Source organism: Streptomyces sp. NBC_00388 (genome assembly GCF_036061255.1).
GTDB lineage: Bacteria > Actinomycetota > Actinomycetes > Streptomycetales > Streptomycetaceae > Streptomyces.
In genome coordinates this window covers 1,887,475-1,905,432 of record NZ_CP107948.1, presented here as the reverse complement: position 1 = coordinate 1,905,432, position 17,958 = coordinate 1,887,475, and the positions used below count along the sequence as shown (strand labels likewise).

The window sequence follows — 17,958 nt, the reverse complement described above, 5'->3', positions numbered from 1 at the left end:
GTGCCGACCGAGGGGCGCGCCGTGCACGGTGCGCCCCTCGAACATCATTACGGTGAAGATCAGTTGTGACCGAAGCGCTTCTGGTGCTTGCGGGCAACATCGGACGGGCTGCCCGGCATCGACTGCGGCTGGGACTGATTCTGCGACTCGAACGAGCCGGACTGTGACTCCTCGCCGCTGCTCCTGGCAGCGGACGAACGGTCCTGCGGACTGTCGTGCTTGTTCCGGTTCTTGTGCTTGGCCATGGTGATGCCTCCTTGAGGGGGACTAGGGGCCAGGGCCGCGACCAGATTCACATATCGCACAAGCTGCCGCATTTTGGATCATTACCGTGCGTAATGAAGCCTTGTCCCACGGCACTTCGGACCAACTTCACGTTGCGCCACGCCGATGATCGAGTTCCGGCCGTTAACCCTCCTGCGGTCGGGCAGACTCGAAGGAACCCGAAGCACTTCCCCTTCTCCCGAGGTACCCGAAAGAGGGTGGATCGCGTGGACCGCTGCGTCGTCCTGGTGGACGCCGGATACCTGCTGGGCGCCGCCGCGAGTCTCCTCGCAGGAGAGCCGGCCCGCTCCCGCATCACTGTCGACCACGCGGCACTCATCCAGGGGCTGCGCGAGCGCGCCGAGAGCGACACGGAGCAGCCGCTGCTGCGGATCTACTGGTTCGACGGCGCCCCGGACCGGGTGCCGCAGCCGGAACACCGGCGGCTGCGGGTGATGCCGCGGGTGACCGTCCGGCTGGGCGCGCTGACCAGGAGCGACGGCCGCTGGGCGCAGAAGGGTGTCGACGCCGCGATGCACGCGGAGCTGACCGAGCTGGCCAGAAATCGCGCCTGCTCGGACATTGTGCTGGTCACCGGTGACGGGGATCTGCTGCCGGGGCTGATGTCCGCGAAGGAGCACGGCGTCGCCGTCCACCTGTGGGCCGTCCAGGCGGCCGACGGGGACTACAACCAGTCGGAGGACCTGGTCGCGGAGGCCGACGAGCGCCGGGTGCTGGACCGCGCCTGGATCACCAAGGCGGTACGGGCCAAGGAGGCCGGCGGGGTCTGTGCGCCGTCGCCCGCTCCCCGCCCGGAGATCGCCGCGATCCTCTCCGCCCCGCTGCCCGAGTCGGCGCTCGCCGCGTCCGCCGAGCGGGCGGCGCGGGCCGCCGCCGTGCACAGCATCGCGGCACAGGACGCCGCCGGGCAGCAGCAGGCCGACGAGGAGCACGAGCACGCGGCGGCCAAGGGGGCCGTGCCCACGCCCAAGGACCTCGCGGGCCTGCGCGGCCCCGGATCGCAGCCTGCCCAGCACCCGGCCGGCGCGACGCTGCGCTGGTCGTCGGAGCGCGGCTGGATCGAACGCCCCGGCGGCCAGGCCGGTGAGCCGGCGGAGACGGCGTCCCTGCCGACGCTCGCCCAGCTCACCACGGCGGAGCAGCGCTGGGCGGACCGCGAGGAGGACATCACCACCGTCGGCGGCGACCCCTTCGAGGTCGGGCAGGTCTTCGCCAGGCGGTGGATGGAGCGGCTTCCCGACCCGGGCCATGTGCAGAAGCTGTCGGCCATGTATCCGCGGATCCCGCACCGGATCGACGGTGAGGTGCTGCGGTACGCGGCACGGTTCGGGCTGCTCGCCCACAAGGACGACCAGATCGACGAGCACGACCGCTACGCGATCAGGGCCGGATTCTGGCGGGAGATCGACGTACGGGCCGCGGAGCCCGCGCCGGCCGGGGAGCAGCCGGGACGCTGACCCGTGCGGACGGCCGCCGCGGGAGGCGGCCCAACCGGCCCCGGCGCCCTCGGAAGCCGCTCAACCCCGTAGGCTCGTCCCTCGTGAGTACGGGCAATGTGTGCGTGGTGCGCGAGCTGGTGAAGACGTACCCGGCCGCGCGCGGCAGGCGGGGCACTCCCGGCACGCCCGAGGTGCGGGCCACCGACGGTATCTCGCTGACCGTCCGCCGGGGCGAGATCTTCGGACTGCTCGGACCGAACGGTGCGGGCAAGTCCACCCTCGTACGCCAGCTCACCGGACTGATGCGGCCCGACTCGGGCCGCGTCGAGGTGCTCGGCCACGACCTCGTACGCCACCCCGAACGCGCCGCCCGGCTGCTCGGGTACCTGGGCCAGGAGTCCAGCGCACTCGACGAACTGACCGTCTCCCTGGCCGCGGAGACCACCGGACGGCTGCGGGGCCTCTCCGTGCCGGACGCCCGCCGTGAGCGGGACGCCGTGCTGGAGGAGCTGGGGATCACCGAGCTCGCCGGACGGCCGCTCAGGAAGCTCTCCGGCGGTCAGCGCCGGCTCGCCTGCTTCGCCGCGACGCTCGTCGGCGACCGCTCGCTGCTCGTGCTCGACGAGCCCACCACCGGAATGGACCCCGTCGCACGGCGTGCGGTGTGGGCCGCGGTCGACCGGCGCCGGGCCGAACGCGGTGCGACCGTCCTGCTCGTCACCCACAACGTCATCGAGGCCGAGACCGTGCTCGACCGGGTCGCCGTCATCGAACGCGGCCGGGTGATCGCCTGCGACACCCCGGCCGGGCTGAAGGCCCAGGTCGCGGGAGAGGTCCGGGTCGAGCTGGTCTGGCGTGAGCGGGCGCCGCTCGACATCCCCGAGGTCGCGGCGCTGCGCGAGTCCGCGCAGGAGTCCGGACGCCGCTGGGTGCTGCGCCTGGCGCCCGACGAGGCGCGGGCCGCCGTCGCCGCGGTGACCGGCGGCCCCGCCTTCACCGCGCTCGACGACTTCACGCTGTCCACACCGAGCCTGGAGGACGTCTACATGGCGCTGGGCGGCCGTACGAAAGGGCTGGTGAAGGCGTGACCGCAGTGGTGTCCGCACAGTCGCAGCCGTATCCGGGGGCCCCGGCCCGCAGTGAGCCGGGCCTGCCCGGTTCCGGGAGCTCAGGCGAACCTTCGGGACCCGACGACGGTGCGGTCACGGTGGCCGAGCCGCTCGCGCCGCGGGCCCGGCTGCTGCCCGCGCTCGCGGCCGTCTACCGTGCCCAGCTCTCGCGGGCCAGGGTGGCGCGTATCCCGCTGCTCTTCGTGGCGACCTTCCAGTCCGTCGGGATCATGATCCTGATGCGCGGGGTCGTCGACGGGGGTGACGAGGCGCGCGCCGTGGTGGCGGGCTCGACCGTGCTCGTCGTGGCGTTCGTCGCGCTCAATCTGCTTGCGCAGTACTTCGGGCAGCTGCGCGCCAGCGGGGGACTCGACCACTACGCGACGCTGCCGGTGCCGCCCGCTTCCGTGGTGCTGGGAACCGCCGGTGCGTACGCCTCCTTCACCGTGCCCGGCACCGTGGTCACCGCCGTCGCCGGGTCCGTGCTCTTCCAGCTTCCGCTGGCGCACCTGTGGGTCCTCGCCGCCGTCGTCCCGCTCGCGGGAGCGGCGCTCGCCGGGCTCGGCGCGGCCCTGGGACTGCTCGCGCCGCGCCAGGAACTGGCCACCCTGCTCGGGCAGTTGGGCATGTCCGCGGCGCTGCTGCTGGGCGTGCTCCCGGCAGGCAGGCTGCCGGGCCCGATCGCGTACGCCCGTGATCTGCTGCCGTCCACCTACGGGGTCGAGGCGCTGGCCCGCACCTTCGGCGACCACCCCGACTGGTCCGCGGTCGGTATCGACCTCGCCGTCTGCGCGGCGGTCGGTGTCGTCTCGCTTGCCGTGGCGACCTGGGCCTACCGCCGGGCGGCGGTCCGGTGAGGCGGCACACAGGGCCGCCTGGCACGATGGCAGGGTGACCGCGCCACTGACACCTCCGCACCAGCCGCCGCCGAACGACGACCCGTGGCAGAAGGGCCCCTCGGGATCCACCCCCTGGCCGGGTCCCGACGGGACCGGTGACGAGGGCCCCGGGCTCAGGACCGAGCTGGTGCAGGCCGCCGTCGTCGCGGTGCTGACGGCGGTCGCCGGCGTACTGCTCGGCCTGCTGTGGATGTGGCTGGCGCCGCGCGTTCCGCTGATCTCCGACGGCAAGGCCGTCTACCTCAAGGACTCCGAGGGCGAGCAGGCCATCGGAGGCGACGGGACGTTCGCGCTGCTCGGTCTGGCCTTCGGCGCGGTGAGCGCGGCTGCCGTCTTCCTCTTCCGCAGGCGCGGCGGGGTGCCGCTGGTCCTGGCCCTCGCGGTCGGCGGCCTGCTCGGCTCGCTGCTCGCCTGGCGCGCCGGGATCTGGCTCGGCCCCTCGCAGGACGTGGTCGCGGCCGCGAAGCACGCGGGCAAGGGCGTCACCTTCGACGCGCCGCTGAAACTCTCCGCCAGGGGCGCACTGCTCGCCTGGCCGGTGGCGGCGATGATCGTGCACCTGGGAGTGACCGCGGTCTTCGGGCCGCGAGACCCCGAGCCGGTGTGGGCCCCGCAGGCCCCGCCGCCGTACGGGGGCGCCGCCCCTGCCCCGGAGCCGGGCGACGGGACGACGGGCCCGCGGCCGGACGACCGGGCGTAGTCCTCCGCGCCCCCTCCCGCAGCTCCCCATGCCGACAGGGCCGGCCCAGGACACCCTCCTGGGCCGGCCCTGTCGCTGCCGGTACGGCCCCGGGCGGGTCAGGTGCCCCCCCGGGCCCGCCGCTCTACTCCCGTCCCACCGCTGCCACCAGCGCCCCGGTGAGCCCGGCCAGGTCAGCCGGGGCCAGCTCCACCTCCAGGCCCCTGCGCCCGGCCGATACACAGATCGTCCCGTGCGCGGACGCCGACGCGTCCAGCACCGTGCGCAGCCGCTTGCGCTGGCCGAGCGGGGAGATGCCGCCCAGGACGTACCCCGTGGTGCGTTCCGCCACGGCCGGGTCCGCCATCGTGGCGCGCTTGCCGCCCACCGCGGCGGCCAGGGCCTTGAGGTCCAGGCTGCCCGCCACCGGGACGACGGCCACCGTCAGCTCACCGTCCACATCGGCTACCAGCGTCTTGAACACCCGGCCGGGGGCGACGCCGAGCGCCTCGGCGGCCTCTCCGCCGTAGGAGGTGGCGGCCGGGTCGTGTGCGTACGCGTGCAACGTGTAGGGCGTGCCCGCCGCGGTCAGTGCCGCCGTGGCGGGCGTGCCGCCCACCTGCTTCTTCGCCTTCTTCGCCACGGAGGCGCTCCTCGGGTCCTGTCGGGCCGGGCGTCCGGCCCGGGGGTCAGTTGAGGTGGGTCGGGGCCCGCGTCAGGTCGGTGGCGGGCAGCGAGGGCAGGTGCCGGATCACCGCGGTCTCCGCGCGCAGCAGCCTCAGCTCCTCGCGCAGCCGCGCCGTCACGTCCGTCGCCTCCAGCAGCCGCTGCTTGGCGGGTACGTCCAGCACGGCCGCCGCCGCGACCAGGTAGGAGACCACCGACGGCTCGTCGGGGAGCTCGGCACCGGTGGTGAGTGTGCGTTCGCGCGCACCGGCCAGCCGCTTCTGGTAGGAGCGGAAGGCGCGCAGCACGCCGTCGGCGAGGGCGCCCGCGTCGTCCCCTGCGTCCTCGGGCAGCTCCTCGACCTCGGCCGTCAGATACGGGCCGCTCGCGTCCAGCGAGTGGATCCTCACCCGCGCCGTACCGGTCGCCAGCACCTCGAAGCTGCCGTCGTCGCGCTGACGGATCGTCGCCGCGTCCGCGATGCAGCCGATGCTGTGCAGGGCCGTGGCCGGGTCGTCGCCGAAACCGGCGGCCGGGCCCGGTTCGGGCAGCTTGGCACCGCCCGGCAGCCCGGGCAGCGTCGGGGCGACTTCGAAACCGTCACGGATGGCGACGACGGCGAAGCGCCGGGGCTCGACCTCGTCGTCCACCGTGAGCAGGTCGCGCATCATGGCGCGATAACGCTCCTCGAAGATGTTCAGCGGCAGCACGAGGCCCGGGAACAGCACCGAGTTGAGCGGGAAGAGAGGGAGGCGCGCGGTGGTCACAGCGGTCAAGCGTAATGGCCGCGGCCACGGGCGCGCCCCGGCCGGTCGCGCCGCGCGCCTTCCGGGGCGGCCAGCGCGCGCGCCGCGCCGCGAAGTTCGAGGAAGCGGCCCAGCGGATCGTCACTCAGCCGGGCCCACGGGAACGAGGTCACAGCCGGTCCGATCAGCCGGAACTGCTCCAGCGCGTCGGCCCACCTCTCCCGGCTGATCAGCACGTACACCAGCAGGTTGCGGACCTCGGCGGGCAGCGCGTCGCCCGGCCCGTAGCCGGCGGACAGGGCGATGGCCCGGTCCGCCGCCGCGTCGATCCGCCCGGGGACGGCGGCGGGCTGTCCGCCGCCCAGCAGATACGCGAAAGCCGCCCGTACCGGCAGCGCCCGCACCAGCGAACCTGGCGGGGCGTCGTCGGCCGCCTGCTCGGCGAAGTCGAAGCACTCACGGTGCGAGCCGTGCCACTGCGCGGACAGGTACCGCAGGGCCGCCACATGGCAGCCGTAGTGCCAGCGGGAACGGCGCAGCGCCTGTTCCCAGAGGCTCTCGAAGGCGGTGTGCGTCGCGTGCACACCGCTCGCGTGGTCCAGGGCGATGCGCCACGGCACCGGGTCCCGTGGGTCGCCCGCGGCTGCCGCGCCGACCAGCGGGCCGACCTCCCGCAGCAGTTCGGCGCGGGCGGGGGAGTCCCAGGCCCTGAGGACGGCCAGGCCGGCCGCGACGAGCAGCGCGTCCGGGTCGCGGGGCGAGGACGCGAGCCAGCCGGAGAGCCAGTCGTCCCTGTTGAGGGCGAAGGCGGCGAGGCCGGTGAGGTAGCGGTCGCGGGCGTCCCACTCCGCCGTCGCACGGGTGGCGGACAGCAGTGCCGCCGCCGGCCCGTGGTCCCCGTCGGCCGCCGCGACGAGCACCGGCGCGAGCCGGGCGTCGGGGACGTCGAGGAGCACTTCGTCGTCACGGTGGCGGTCGGCCTGTCCGGCGGCGGGCCGGTTCGCGGGCCGGCGCGCCGTTCCGGTCAGGGAGCGCAGGGAGGGCATGGCGCGGAGGGAAGGCAGAGAAGTAAGGAGGGACATGGTGCAGACCATTGAAAACCGCAGGTGAGGACGGCGCCAGAGGCAGAACGTGAAGCTTTCGTATCGGGGTGATGGTTGTACGCGCTGTGGTCAAGGGGTGGCAAAGAGGTACGGGCGCGGACCGCCCGCCCGGACGCCCGGGCCCGCTCGCGAAACGGCGCGCCGCTGGCCGCGCCCGCGTCGCGTCCGTCAGCTCCTGCGCAGCAGCCGCGTGGCGCCCGTCGCGACCGTCGTGGCCAGGATCCAGCCGAGCACGATCAGGGCGGCGGCGGCCCACTGCCAGCCGCCGTACAGCTTCCAGTAGCCGTCCTGGCCGAGGTTGATCACCGGGATCAGCAGGTCCAGCGCGTACAGCGCCGCGTTCCACTGCGGATGCCCGTCCGGGCTGATCGGCTTCGGGTCGTACCGCGAGAAGGCGAACGCGCCCGCCGCCCACAGCACCGCCATCCACAGGGCGGCCCGGCCCGGCCGGTAGCCGTACGCCACCGTCCAGTCCTGGAGGTACCCCCAGGTCTTGGCGGCCAGCGGCAGCGTCTCGCGGCGTCTGCGCTGCTTCGCCAGCAGCACCTCGCGGGCGTCGGCGTCCTCGCCGCTGTTGCGCAGTACCGACGCCAGCCGTTCGTACGGCTCCGGCGCGTACTCGGGGGTCGCCGCCGTCACCCACTCCAGCCGCTGCTCCAGCGGGAAGCTGCCGACCGGGATGAGGTTCTCGTAGCTGAAGCCGCCCATCGCCAGACCGCCCGGGCCCGGCCAGCTGGCCGAGGCGTCGACCAGATTGACGACCTTGGCGCCGGAGAGCACCACCCGGCCCTGCTCCGGGCGGTCCCCGAGGAAGCGCAGTTCGGGGGTCTGGATGCGGCGCAGTGACAGCTCCTGGTCGCTGCGCATCCGGAACTTCGCACTCCGCAGATCCAGCGCGTCCCCGAACCGCCCGTCGTCCAGGCGTATCCCGCCGACGCACTCGAAAGGCTGGAGTCTCGTCCCGTACGGCGGGGTCGGTCCTGTGCCGTACGGGGGAGTGGCGCCGCCGCCGTCCGGCGCCACCCCGGCCGCCGACAGATAGAGCGTGCGCTCCACCGAGAGCTGCGGGGCGTTCAGCGCCCGCCGCCCGTCCGGATTGAGCAGCCGGCTCCCGTTGAAGCTCAGGGAGACACCGATCCGTGCCGAGCGCAGACTCACCTCGCCGTGCGACTCGATCATCTCGGCCTGCAGATCCTGCGCCACGTACAGCCCGTCGGCGGCGATGGAGCGGCCCTTGCGGTCCGGGTGCACCACGATCATGTTGATCAGCAGATCCGTGCCGATCTGCGCGTCGGTCAGCCGGATACCGCCCGCCACCCGGCAGCGCGGCAGATGCAGATCGCCCTCGCTGTGCAGCCTGGCCGCCTCCAGCCGCGGCATCGAGCAGCCGACCATCCGGACCGTGGTGACCCGGCACTCGGGGAGCAGCACCTCGTCCTCGAAGCGGCAGCCGGTCAGCTCCACGTACGGCGTGACCGTGCCGCCCGCGAGATCGAGCGCGCCGGTGATCTGCACCCCGGTCAGTTTGAGCGAGGAGACCCGGCCCGCCAGTGCCGGCGGGCCGCTGAGCAGCAGCAGGGCCACCACACGGGCACGGACCGTCCGCTCGGGGCCCCAGGTCCTGGCCGAGAGCGGATCGTCCATGACGGGGTTGCGGGTGCGCAGGTCGTACGTACTGCCGTTGCGGAAGGCCTCCCACATGCCCAGCTCGGCCCCGGTCAGCCAGTCGGGCGCATGCTCGTCGTGCTGCGCCTCTGTCACTGCCGCCCCTCCCTGCTCATGAGTGATGAAGTGAACGCTAGCGGTCACCATGAGGGGGCCGGTTGTGTATCAGCCACTGATACGGGCGTCCGACGGGCGTAACCGGTCTGAGAGAATTGGGCCCATGATCTCCCGAATCGATCTGCGCGGCGACGCCCTCCCCGAGGGTGGCGCCCTGCGCGACCTGCTGCCCCGTGCCGACTTCGACGTACAGGCCGCCCTGGAAAAGGTGCGGCCGATCTGCGAGGACGTGCACCATCGCGGCGACGCGGCGCTGATCGAGTACGCGGAGAAGTTCGACGGTGTGCAGCTGACGCGGGTGCGGGTGGACGCGCAGGCACTGGCCGACGCCCTGGCCGGGCTCGACCCGGCCGTCAGGGCCGCGCTGGAGGAGTCGGTCAGGCGGGCCAGGCTTGTCCACCGGGCCCAGCGCCGCACCGAGCACACCACTCAGGTCGTGCCCGGAGGCAAGGTGACCGAGAAGTGGGTACCGGTCGAGCGTGTCGGGCTGTACGCGCCCGGCGGGCGCTCCGTCTATCCCTCCTCCGTAGTGATGAACGTGGTCCCCGCCCAGGAGGCCGGGGTCGAGTCGATCGCCCTCGCGTCCCCCGGGCAGAAGGAGTTCGGCGGCCTGCCGCACCCGACGATCCTGGCCGCGTGCGCGCTGCTCGGTATCGACGAGGTGTACGCGGCGGGCGGCGCCACCGCCGTCGCGATGTTCGCCCACGGAACCGAGTCCTGCCCCCCGGTCAACATGGTCACGGGCCCGGGCAACATCTGGGTCGCTGCCGCCAAGCGGTACTTCACCGGCCGGATCGGCATCGACGCCGAGGCGGGCCCCACCGAGATCGCCGTCCTCGCCGACGCCACCGCGGACCCCGCACACGTCGCGGCGGACCTCATCAGCCAGGCCGAGCACGACCCGATGGCCGCAGCCGTCCTCGTCACCGACTCGGCCGAGCTCGCCGACGCGGTCGAGAAGGAGCTCGCTCCGCAGATCGCGGCCACCAAGCACGTGAACGACCGCATCGTGCCCGCCCTTGAGGGAAAGCAGTCCGCGATCGTCCTGGTCGACTCCGTCGACGACGGACTGAAGGTCGTGGACGCGTACGGCGCCGAACACCTGGAGATCCAGACCGCCGACGCCGCCGCGGTCGCCGCCCGGGTCCGCAACGCGGGCGCCGTCTTCGTCGGCCCGTGGGCCCCGGTCTCGCTCGGGGACTACTGCGCGGGTTCCAACCACGTCCTGCCCACCGGCGGCTGCGCCTGCCACTCCTCGGGCCTCTCGGTCCAGTCGTTCCTGCGCGGCATCCACATCGTCGACTACACGCGGGACGCGCTCGCCGACGTGACCCACCACGTGGTGACGCTCGCCGAGGCAGAGGACCTGCCCGCACACGGCGCGGCCCTCAAGGCCAGGTTCGGATGGCAGGTGCCCACCGCATGACCGGTATCGACGATCTGCCCGTCCGCGACGAGCTGCGCGGCAAGTCCCCCTACGGCGCGCCCCAGCTGGACGTCCCCGTCCGGCTGAACACCAACGAGAACCCGTACCCGCTGCCCGAGGCGCTGGTCGACCGGATCGCCGAGCGCGTACGGGAGGCGGCCCGCTCCCTCAACCGCTACCCCGACCGGGAGGCCGTGGAGCTCCGCACCGAGCTGGCCCGCTACCTCACCCGGACCGCCGGGCACCCCGTCGCCATGGCGAACGTCTGGGCGGCCAACGGCTCCAACGAGGTCATCCAGCAGCTGCTCCAGACCTTCGGCGGCCCCGGCCGCACGGCCATCGGCTTCGAGCCCTCGTACTCGATGCACGCTCTCATCGCGCGTTCCACCGGCACCGGCTGGATCTCCGGACCGCGCAACGAGGACTTCACCATCGACGTCGCCGCTGCCGAGCGGTCCATCGCCGAGAACCACCCGGACGTCGTCTTCATCACCTCGCCCAACAACCCGACGGGCACCGCGGTCGACACCGCGACCGTCCTCGCGCTGTACGAGGCGGCGCAGGCGGCGGGCCCCTCGATGGTCGTGGTGGACGAGGCGTACGGCGAGTTCAGCCACGCGCCCTCGCTGCTCCCGCTGATCGGGGGCCGCCCCCGCCTGGTCCTCTCGCGGACCATGTCCAAGGCGTTCGGCGCGGCCGGACTGCGGCTCGGCTACCTCGCGGCGGACCCCGCCGTCGTCGACGCCGTCCAGCTCGTCCGGCTGCCGTACCACCTGTCGTCCGTCACCCAGGCCACCGCGCTCGCCGCGCTGGAGCACACCGATACGCTGTTGCAGTACGTCGAACAGCTGAAGTCCGAACGCGACCGGCTCGTCGGTGAACTGCGCTCCATCGGGTACGACGTGACGCAGTCCGATGCCAACTTCATCCAGTTCGGCCGCTTCCAGGACGCCCCGGCGGCCTGGCGGGCGATCCTCGACCGCGGTGTCCTGATCAGGGACAACGGGGTCCCCGGATGGCTGCGGGTCTCCGTGGGCACTCCGGCCGAGAACGACGCGTTCCTCGAAGCGGCACGCGCACTGCACAAGGAGATCACCGCATGACTCGCGTGGGCCGCATCGGACGGGTGGAACGCACCACCAAGGAGACCTCGGTCGTCGTCGAGATCAATCTCGACGGCACCGGCAAGGTCGACGTGTCGACGGGGGTCGGCTTCTACGACCACATGCTCGACCAGCTGGGCCGCCACGGCCTCTTCGACCTCACGGTCAAGACCGACGGCGACCTGCACATCGACTCGCACCACACCATCGAGGACACCGCCCTGGCGATCGGCGCCGCCTTCAAGCAGGCGCTCGGCGACAAGGTGGGCATCTATCGCTTCGGCAACTGCACGGTGCCGCTGGACGAGTCGCTCGCCCAGGTCACCGTCGACCTCTCGGGCCGCCCCTATCTGGTGCACACCGAGCCGGAGAACATGGCGCCGATGATCGGCGAGTACGACACGACGATGACCCGGCACATCCTGGAGTCGTTCGTCGCACAGGCCCAGATCGCCCTGCACGTCCACGTGCCGTACGGGCGAAACGCCCACCACATCGTGGAGTGCCAGTTCAAGGCCCTGGCCCGCGCGCTGCGTTACGCGTCCGAGCACGACCCGCGGGCAGCGGGCATCCTTCCTTCGACCAAGGGCGCGCTGTAAGCATGACTGGCCTCAACACCATCCTCATCGTCGTCGGCCTGTTCCTCGCCGGCGGTGTCTACTCCTTCGCCAAGCAGAAGATGCCCGCGAGCCTCATCGTGCTGCTCTCCATCGGAGCCGTGATGTGCCTGGTGGCGGGCGTCATGCGCGTCCAGGGAATCTGGACATGACCGGCCGCAAGAAGGTCGTGGTCTTCGACTACGGCTTCGGCAACGTCCGGTCGGCAGAGCGGGCCCTCGCGCACGCCGGCGCCGACGTCGAGATCACCCGTGACTTCGACCGCGCCATGAACGCCGAAGGGCTGCTCGTCCCCGGCGTCGGTGCGTTCTCCGCCTGTATGAAGGGGCTCAAGGAGGCCCGCGGCGACTGGATCGTCGGCCGCAGGCTGGCCGGCGGCCGCCCGGTCATGGGCATCTGCGTCGGCATGCAGATCCTCTTCGAGCGGGGCATCGAGCACGGCGTGGAGACCGAGGGGCTCGACGAGTGGCCCGGCACGGTCGGCCCGCTCAAGGCCGACGTCGTCCCGCACATGGGGTGGAACACCGTGGAGGCGCCCGCGGACACCGAGCTCTTCGCCGGGCTCGACTCCGGGGCGCGCTTCTACTTCGTGCACTCCTACGCGGCGCACGACTGGTCGCTCGAAGTCACCAACGCCAACATCCGCGCCCCGCGCGTCACCTGGGCCACGCACGGCGAACGCTTCGTCGCGGCCGTCGAGAACGGTGCCCTTTCGGCCACCCAGTTCCACCCCGAGAAGTCCGGCGACGCCGGCGCCCAGCTGCTGACCAACTGGATCGGAACCCTCTGATGTCCGCCTTGCAGAAGAAGCTCGAACTCCTCCCCGCCGTCGACGTCCGGGACGGCCAGGCGGTCCGCCTCGTCCACGGCGAGTCCGGCTCCGAGACCTCCTACGGCTCACCCCTGGAAGCCGCGCTCGCCTGGCAGCGATCGGGCGCCGAGTGGCTGCACCTGGTCGACCTCGACGCCGCCTTCGGCACCGGCGACAACCGGAAGCTGATCGCCGAGGTGGCCTCGGCGATGGACATCAAGGTCGAACTCTCCGGCGGTATCCGCGACGACGCCTCACTGGCCGCCGCCCTCGCCACCGGCTGCACCCGGGTCAACCTCGGCACCGCCGCCCTGGAGACCCCCGAGTGGGTCGCGAAGATCATCGCCGAGCACGGCGACAAGATCGCGGTCGGTCTCGACGTACGCGGGACGACCCTGCGGGGCCGCGGCTGGACCCGGGACGGCGGCGACCTCTACGAGACGCTCGCCCGCCTCGACTCCGAGGGCTGCAGCCGTTACGTGGTCACCGACATCGCCAAGGACGGCACACTCCAGGGCCCCAACCTGGAGCTCCTGAAGAACGTCTGCGCGGCCACCGACAAGCCCGTCGTCGCCTCCGGGGGTGTCTCCTCGCTGGACGACCTGCGGGCCATCTCCTCGCTCGTCCCCTCCGGCGTGGAGGGTGCGATCGTGGGCAAGGCCCTGTACGCCGAGGCGTTCACGCTGGAAGAGGCCCTCGAAGCGGTGGCGGCATGAGCGAAGGCGCTGCGACGGGCGACGGCGTACGCCGTATCGCGTCAGGCGGTCCGCGGGAGGAGTCCATCGGCTGCTCCCGCGCCGTGGAACTGCCCAACGGCCTGGTCCTGGTCTCCGGCTGCACCTCGGTCGCCGGCGGACGGATCGCGGAGGGCGGCCCGTACACCCAGGCCGTCACCGCCTTCGGTGTCGCCGTCGACGCGCTCAAGGAGCTGGGTCTGGGCGCCGAGCACGTGGTCCGCACCCGGATGTACATCACGCACGCCCGTGACGTCGACGAGGTCGGCCGGGCGCACAAGGAGCTGTTCGGCGCGGTGCGCCCCGCCGCATCGATGATCATCGTCTCCGGATTCGCCGACCCCAGCCTGGTCGTCGAGGTCGAGGTCGAGGCGTACAGGGGGGAGCGCGCATGACACTCGCCGTACGGGTCATCCCCTGCCTGGACGTGGACAACGGCCGCGTCGTCAAAGGCATCAACTTCCAGAACCTGCGGGACGCGGGCGACCCCGTGGAGATGGCCAGGCTCTACGACGCCGAGGGCGCCGACGAGCTGACCTTCCTCGACATCACCGCGTCCTCCGGAAACCGCGAGACCACCTACGACGTGGTGCGCCGCACCGCCGAGCAGGTCTTCATCCCGCTCACGGTCGGCGGCGGTGTCCGGACCACCGAGGACGTCGACAAGCTGCTGCGGGCCGGCGCGGACAAGGTCGGCGTGAACACCGCGGCCATCGCCCGCCCGGAACTCATCAGCGAGATCGCGGAGCGCTTCGGACGCCAGGTGCTGGTCCTGTCCGTCGACGCCCGCCGCACCGCCGCCGGCACGTTCGAGGTCACCACCCACGGCGGCCGGCAGGGCACCGGCATCGACGCCGTCGAGTGGGCACAGCGGGCGGCCGGGCTGGGGGCGGGCGAGATCCTGCTCAACTCCATGGACGCCGACGGCACCAAGGACGGCTACGACACCGAGATGATCGCGGCGGTCCGCGCCCGCGTCACCGTCCCGGTCATCGCCAGCGGTGGCGCGGGCACCCTGGAGCACTTCCCGCCGGCCGTCGGCGCGGGTGCCGACGCCGTGCTCGCGGCCTCGGTCTTCCACTTCGGTGACCTGCGGATCTCCCAGGTCAAGGACGAGCTGCGGCAGGCCGGCCACCCGGTGCGGTAGGAGCGGCGGCCACGGACGGGACGGGGCGGGCGCCTCCACAGGGGACGCCCGCCCGGCCGCTCACATGCCGAGCTGCGCCTCGATCGCCCTGGCCGACGCCTCCGGGTCCCCGTCGACCTCCACCTTCGCCGCGTCCTGCCGGCCGGAGGCGAACATCGTCAGCTCACCGGGCTCCCCGGTGACGGTCACCACCGGCGTACCGCGGTGCGCGACCGCGGTCTGGCCGTCGGGCCGCCGCAGCACAAGACCCACCGGCGCCTTGCGCCCCATCAGCCTGGCCGCCTTCTCCAGCCGCCGCCACAGCGCCTCGGCGAAGACCGGGTCCACCTCGCGCGGTGACCAGTCGGGCTGCGCCCGCCGGACGTCCTCGGCGTGCACGAAGAACTCGACGGAGTTGGCGCCCTCGTCCACCTGCTTGAGCGAGTAGGGCGAGAACTTGGGCGGCCCCGTACGGATCAGCTGGATCAGCTCCTCGTACGGCTTCGCGGCGAATTCGGCCTGCACCCGGTCGAGGCGCCCCCTGAGCGCTCCGATCATGATCCCGCCCGCCGCGTCGAGCCGGCGCTCGCGTACGACCACATGGGCGGCGAGATCGCGGGTCTTCCAGCCCTCGCAGAGCGTCGGGGCGCCGGGGCCCGCTGCCTCCAACAGGTCGGCGAGGAGAAGTCGTTCGCGCTTGGCATGGGTCGACATGCCCGCCAGCGTACGACCGCGCGTGCCGTTCCGCCCAGTGGACGGCGGCCCGCGGGACCCCGGCCGGGCGGCACAATGGACCCATGAGCAGCACGCCGCAGTCCAGCAACCTCGACCCCGCGATCGCCGCACGCCTCAAGCGCGGCACGGACGGGCTGGTGCCGGCCATCGCCCAGCAGTTCGACACCGGCGAGGTACTGATGCTCGGCTGGATGGACGACGAGGCGCTGCACCGCACCCTCACCACCGGCCGCTGCACCTACTGGTCGCGCAGCCGCCAGGAGTACTGGGTCAAGGGCGACACGTCGGGTCACGTCCAGCACGTCAGGTCGGTCGCCCTCGACTGCGACGCCGACACGGTCCTGATCAAGGTGGACCAGATCGGCGCGGCCTGCCACACCGGCGAGCGGACCTGCTTCGACGCCGACGTCCTGCTGGGCTGAGCCCGCGCTCCCGGCGGGCGCCGGCCCAGCGGAACGGGCCCTGTGGGGGGCCGGAAATCCGTCCGCCGGCCGGTCTAAGCTTTCGGCCATGGACCTGGAGACCTTCCGCAAGCTCGCCGCCGACCGCCGCGTCATCCCCGTGAGCCGCACCCTGCTCGCCGACGGAGACACCCCGGTGGGTCTCTACCGCAAGCTCGCCGCGGAGCGCCCCGGCACCTTCCTCCTGGAGTCCGCCGAGAACGGGCGCACCTGGTCCCGCTACTCCTTCATCGGCGTACGCTCCGCGGCCACCCTCACCGAACGGAACGGCGCCACGCACTGGGAGGGCGCCCCGCCCGTCGGTGTCCCGCTCGACGGCGACCCGCTGCAGGCCCTGCGCGCCACCGTCGACGCGCTGCACACCCCGCGCGACCTGTCCGGCGGACTGCCGCCCTTCACCGGCGGCATGGTCGGCTACCTCGGCTACGACATCGTGCGCCGGCTGGAGAAGGTCGGACCCGGCGAGCGCGACGACCTGAAGCTCCCCGAGCTGACCATGCTGCTGACCTCGGACCTCGCGGTGCTCGACCACTGGGCCGGCACGGTCATGCTGATCGCCAACGCGATCAACCACAACGACCTCGACACCGGGGTGGACGAGGCGCACGCCGACGCCGTGGCCCGGCTCGACGCCATGGAGGCCGACCTCGCGCGCCCCTCCGGGACCGCACCCGCGCCGCTCCCCGCCTCCGAGCTGCCCGAGTACACGGCGCTCTGGGGCGGCAAGGACTACCAGGACGTCGTGGAGGACATCAAGGAGCGCATCAGGGCGGGCGAGGCCTTCCAGGTCGTCCCGTCCCAGCGCTTCGAGACGGCCTGCACGGCGAGCGCCCTGGACGTCTACCGGGTGCTGCGCGCCACCAACCCCTCGCCGTACATGTACCTGTTCCGCTTCGACGGGTTCGACGTCGTGGGCTCCAGCCCGGAGGCGCTGGTCAAGGTCGAGGACGGGCGCGCCATGGTCCACCCCATCGCCGGGACCCGGCACCGCGGCGCGACACCGCGCGAGGACCAGGACCTCGCCGACGAGCTGCTCGCCGACCCGAAGGAGCGCGCCGAGCACCTGATGCTGGTCGACCTCGGCCGCAACGACCTCGGGCGGGTCTGTGAGCCCGGCTCCGTGGAGGTCGTCGACTTCATGTCGGTCGAGAAGTACTCCCACGTCATGCACATCGTCTCGACCGTGACGGGCCGGGTCGCCGAAGGGCGCACCGCCTTCGACGTCCTCACCGCGTGCTTCCCCGCCGGCACCCTCTCCGGCGCGCCCAAGCCCCGCGCGATGCAGATCATCGACGAGCTGGAGCCGACCCGGCGCGGGCTCTACGGCGGCTGCGTGGGCTACCTCGACTTCGCGGGCGACTCCGACACCGCCATCGCCATCCGCACCGCCCTGCTGCGCGACGGCACCGCGTATGTGCAGGCCGGGGCCGGTGTGGTCGCCGACTCCGACCCGGTGTCCGAGGACAACGAGTGCCGCAACAAGGCGGCCGCCGTGCTCCGCGCCGTCGGTTCGGCCAACCGCCTGACCCGGCCGTCGCAGGCGTAGGGGATAGTGGAGGGCGTGAGTGCCGTACCCCAGCCCCGATCCGAAGCAGGACCGGCCGCAGCCTCCCCGGGCAGCCGCCGCAGTCTTGCCACCGCTCTGCTACTCGGCGCAGTCGGCGCTGCCGTCGTCCTCCTCGCCTCCGGGCAGACCTGGGCCCGGGGCAACGCCCCGGTCGGCGGTGGCGTGCTGCCGCTGACCGCTGACGGAGGCGATGTCACCGGAGTGCCCACGGCCCTCGCCATCGTCGGTCTCGCCGCTCTCGTCGCCGTCTTCGCGGTGCGCAGCGCGGGCCGGATCTTCGTCTCAGGGCTGCTCGCGCTCTGCGGGGCCGGCGCTGCCGCGGCGGCCTTCGCCGGAGCGGGCGACAGCTCGGCGCTGGACGAGAAGGCGGCCACCAGCGCCGGGAACACCGCGACCACCATCGAGGCGCTCTCCCACACGGCCTGGCCCTACGTGGCCGCGTTCGGCAGTCTGCTGATCCTCCTCGCGGGCCTGCTCGCCCTCCGCTACGGCAAGCAGTGGCCCGCCATGTCCAGCCGGTACGAGCGTGACGGCACCCCGCGGCCGCGCAAGCCCCGCACCGCCCCGGACCCGGAGCGCCCCGAGGAGATCTGGAAGGCGCTCGACCGCGGCGAGGACCCCACACGGGAAGCGTGACGGACAGCTCACCCCCCAGCTCACTTCCCGGCGC

21 protein-coding genes are annotated in these 17,958 nt (G+C 72.7%); 15 read left to right on the top strand and 6 right to left on the bottom strand.

Annotated features, from left to right (window positions below; genetic code table 11):
* Positions 1 to 59 precede the first annotated feature (59 nt).
* Positions 60 to 245 (bottom strand): hypothetical protein, encoded by a 186-nt coding sequence (locus OG917_RS08745; RefSeq protein ID WP_328316982.1) that lies wholly within the window; start codon positions 243 to 245, stop codon positions 60 to 62.
* 237 nt (positions 246 to 482) lie between these two features.
* Between OG917_RS08745 and OG917_RS08740 the strand changes: the two genes are divergently transcribed.
* The 4 genes from OG917_RS08740 to OG917_RS08725 all read left to right on the top strand — a co-directional run bounded on the left by OG917_RS08740 (position 483) and on the right by OG917_RS08725 (position 4,432).
* Positions 483 to 1,742: an NYN domain-containing protein gene (locus OG917_RS08740; RefSeq protein ID WP_328316981.1), complete on the top strand. Its 1,260-nt coding sequence runs from the start codon at positions 483 to 485 to the stop codon at positions 1,740 to 1,742.
* A 98-nt stretch (positions 1,743 to 1,840) separates the two neighbouring features.
* On the top strand, positions 1,841 to 2,812 hold the full coding sequence (locus OG917_RS08735; protein ID WP_328321749.1) for an ABC transporter ATP-binding protein: 972 nt from the start codon (positions 1,841 to 1,843) through the stop codon (positions 2,810 to 2,812).
* Positions 2,813 to 2,874: 62 nt separating this feature from the next.
* Positions 2,875 to 3,690: an ABC transporter permease gene (locus OG917_RS08730; RefSeq protein WP_443059063.1), complete on the top strand. Its 816-nt coding sequence runs from the start codon at positions 2,875 to 2,877 to the stop codon at positions 3,688 to 3,690.
* A gap of 34 nt (positions 3,691 to 3,724) precedes the next feature.
* The gene (locus OG917_RS08725) at positions 3,725 to 4,432 is read left to right on the top strand and encodes a hypothetical protein (RefSeq protein ID WP_328316979.1); all 708 of its coding nucleotides are present in this window, start codon (positions 3,725 to 3,727) and stop codon (positions 4,430 to 4,432) included.
* Between the two features lie 124 nt (positions 4,433 to 4,556).
* On the opposite strand, the gene ybaK is transcribed toward OG917_RS08725, so the two are convergent.
* The 4 genes from ybaK to OG917_RS08705 all read right to left on the bottom strand — a co-directional run bounded on the left by ybaK (position 4,557) and on the right by OG917_RS08705 (position 8,687).
* Positions 4,557 to 5,054, bottom strand: a complete 498-nt coding sequence (ybaK, locus tag OG917_RS08720; RefSeq protein WP_328316978.1) for a Cys-tRNA(Pro) deacylase — start codon at positions 5,052 to 5,054, stop codon at positions 4,557 to 4,559.
* A gap of 46 nt (positions 5,055 to 5,100) precedes the next feature.
* The gene (locus OG917_RS08715) at positions 5,101 to 5,844 is read right to left on the bottom strand and encodes an LON peptidase substrate-binding domain-containing protein (protein ID WP_328316977.1); all 744 of its coding nucleotides are present in this window, start codon (positions 5,842 to 5,844) and stop codon (positions 5,101 to 5,103) included.
* Between the two features lie 5 nt (positions 5,845 to 5,849).
* Positions 5,850 to 6,869: a hypothetical protein gene (locus tag OG917_RS08710; protein ID WP_328316976.1), complete on the bottom strand. Its 1,020-nt coding sequence runs from the start codon at positions 6,867 to 6,869 to the stop codon at positions 5,850 to 5,852.
* A 225-nt stretch (positions 6,870 to 7,094) separates the two neighbouring features.
* On the bottom strand, positions 7,095 to 8,687 hold the full coding sequence (locus tag OG917_RS08705) for an oxidoreductase (RefSeq protein ID WP_328316975.1): 1,593 nt from the start codon (positions 8,685 to 8,687) through the stop codon (positions 7,095 to 7,097).
* Between the two features lie 124 nt (positions 8,688 to 8,811).
* Here OG917_RS08705 and hisD point away from each other — a divergent pair, with 124 nt between their 5' ends.
* The 8 genes from hisD to hisF are packed head-to-tail and all read left to right on the top strand — an operon-like array spanning position 8,812 to position 14,546.
* The gene (gene hisD / locus OG917_RS08700) at positions 8,812 to 10,134 is read left to right on the top strand and encodes a histidinol dehydrogenase (RefSeq protein WP_328316974.1); all 1,323 of its coding nucleotides are present in this window, start codon (positions 8,812 to 8,814) and stop codon (positions 10,132 to 10,134) included.
* Entirely contained in the window at positions 10,131 to 11,237 is a 1,107-nt protein-coding gene (locus OG917_RS08695; protein ID WP_328316973.1) for a histidinol-phosphate transaminase, read from the top strand. The genes hisD and OG917_RS08695 overlap by 4 nt, the downstream gene beginning before the upstream one ends.
* 5 nt (positions 11,238 to 11,242) lie before the next feature.
* The gene (gene hisB, locus OG917_RS08690) at positions 11,243 to 11,836 is read left to right on the top strand and encodes an imidazoleglycerol-phosphate dehydratase HisB (RefSeq protein ID WP_266861158.1); all 594 of its coding nucleotides are present in this window, start codon (positions 11,243 to 11,245) and stop codon (positions 11,834 to 11,836) included.
* Positions 11,837 to 11,838: 2 nt separating this feature from the next.
* Positions 11,839 to 12,006 carry a hypothetical protein gene (locus OG917_RS08685; protein ID WP_328316972.1) on the top strand — a complete coding sequence of 56 codons (168 nt, stop codon included), beginning with the start codon at positions 11,839 to 11,841 and terminating at the stop codon, positions 12,004 to 12,006.
* Entirely contained in the window at positions 12,003 to 12,644 is a 642-nt protein-coding gene (hisH, locus tag OG917_RS08680) for an imidazole glycerol phosphate synthase subunit HisH (protein WP_443058927.1), read from the top strand. The genes OG917_RS08685 and hisH overlap by 4 nt, the downstream gene beginning before the upstream one ends.
* The gene (gene priA / locus OG917_RS08675; RefSeq protein ID WP_328316971.1) at positions 12,644 to 13,381 is read left to right on the top strand and encodes a bifunctional 1-(5-phosphoribosyl)-5-((5-phosphoribosylamino)methylideneamino)imidazole-4-carboxamide isomerase/phosphoribosylanthranilate isomerase PriA; all 738 of its coding nucleotides are present in this window, start codon (positions 12,644 to 12,646) and stop codon (positions 13,379 to 13,381) included. Before hisH ends, priA begins: the two co-directional genes overlap by 1 nt.
* Positions 13,378 to 13,794: a Rid family hydrolase gene (locus OG917_RS08670; protein ID WP_328316970.1), complete on the top strand. Its 417-nt coding sequence runs from the start codon at positions 13,378 to 13,380 to the stop codon at positions 13,792 to 13,794. Before priA ends, OG917_RS08670 begins: the two co-directional genes overlap by 4 nt.
* On the top strand, positions 13,791 to 14,546 hold the full coding sequence (hisF, locus tag OG917_RS08665) for an imidazole glycerol phosphate synthase subunit HisF (protein ID WP_328316969.1): 756 nt from the start codon (positions 13,791 to 13,793) through the stop codon (positions 14,544 to 14,546). The genes OG917_RS08670 and hisF overlap by 4 nt, the downstream gene beginning before the upstream one ends.
* A 60-nt stretch (positions 14,547 to 14,606) precedes the next feature.
* On the opposite strand, the gene OG917_RS08660 is transcribed toward hisF, so the two are convergent.
* Entirely contained in the window at positions 14,607 to 15,239 is a 633-nt protein-coding gene (locus OG917_RS08660; RefSeq protein WP_328316968.1) for a TIGR03085 family metal-binding protein, read from the bottom strand.
* Positions 15,240 to 15,322: 83 nt separating this feature from the next.
* Between OG917_RS08660 and hisI the strand changes: the two genes are divergently transcribed.
* The 3 genes from hisI (at position 15,323) to OG917_RS08645 (ending at position 17,924) form a co-directional block, all read left to right on the top strand.
* Positions 15,323 to 15,682: a phosphoribosyl-AMP cyclohydrolase gene (gene hisI, locus OG917_RS08655; RefSeq protein ID WP_328316967.1), complete on the top strand. Its 360-nt coding sequence runs from the start codon at positions 15,323 to 15,325 to the stop codon at positions 15,680 to 15,682.
* Positions 15,683 to 15,770: 88 nt separating this feature from the next.
* Positions 15,771 to 17,267: an anthranilate synthase component I gene (locus tag OG917_RS08650; RefSeq protein ID WP_328316966.1), complete on the top strand. Its 1,497-nt coding sequence runs from the start codon at positions 15,771 to 15,773 to the stop codon at positions 17,265 to 17,267.
* Positions 17,268 to 17,273: 6 nt separating this feature from the next.
* The gene (locus tag OG917_RS08645; RefSeq protein ID WP_328316965.1) at positions 17,274 to 17,924 is read left to right on the top strand and encodes a TIGR02234 family membrane protein; all 651 of its coding nucleotides are present in this window, start codon (positions 17,274 to 17,276) and stop codon (positions 17,922 to 17,924) included.
* Positions 17,925 to 17,958: the final 34 nt, after the last annotated feature.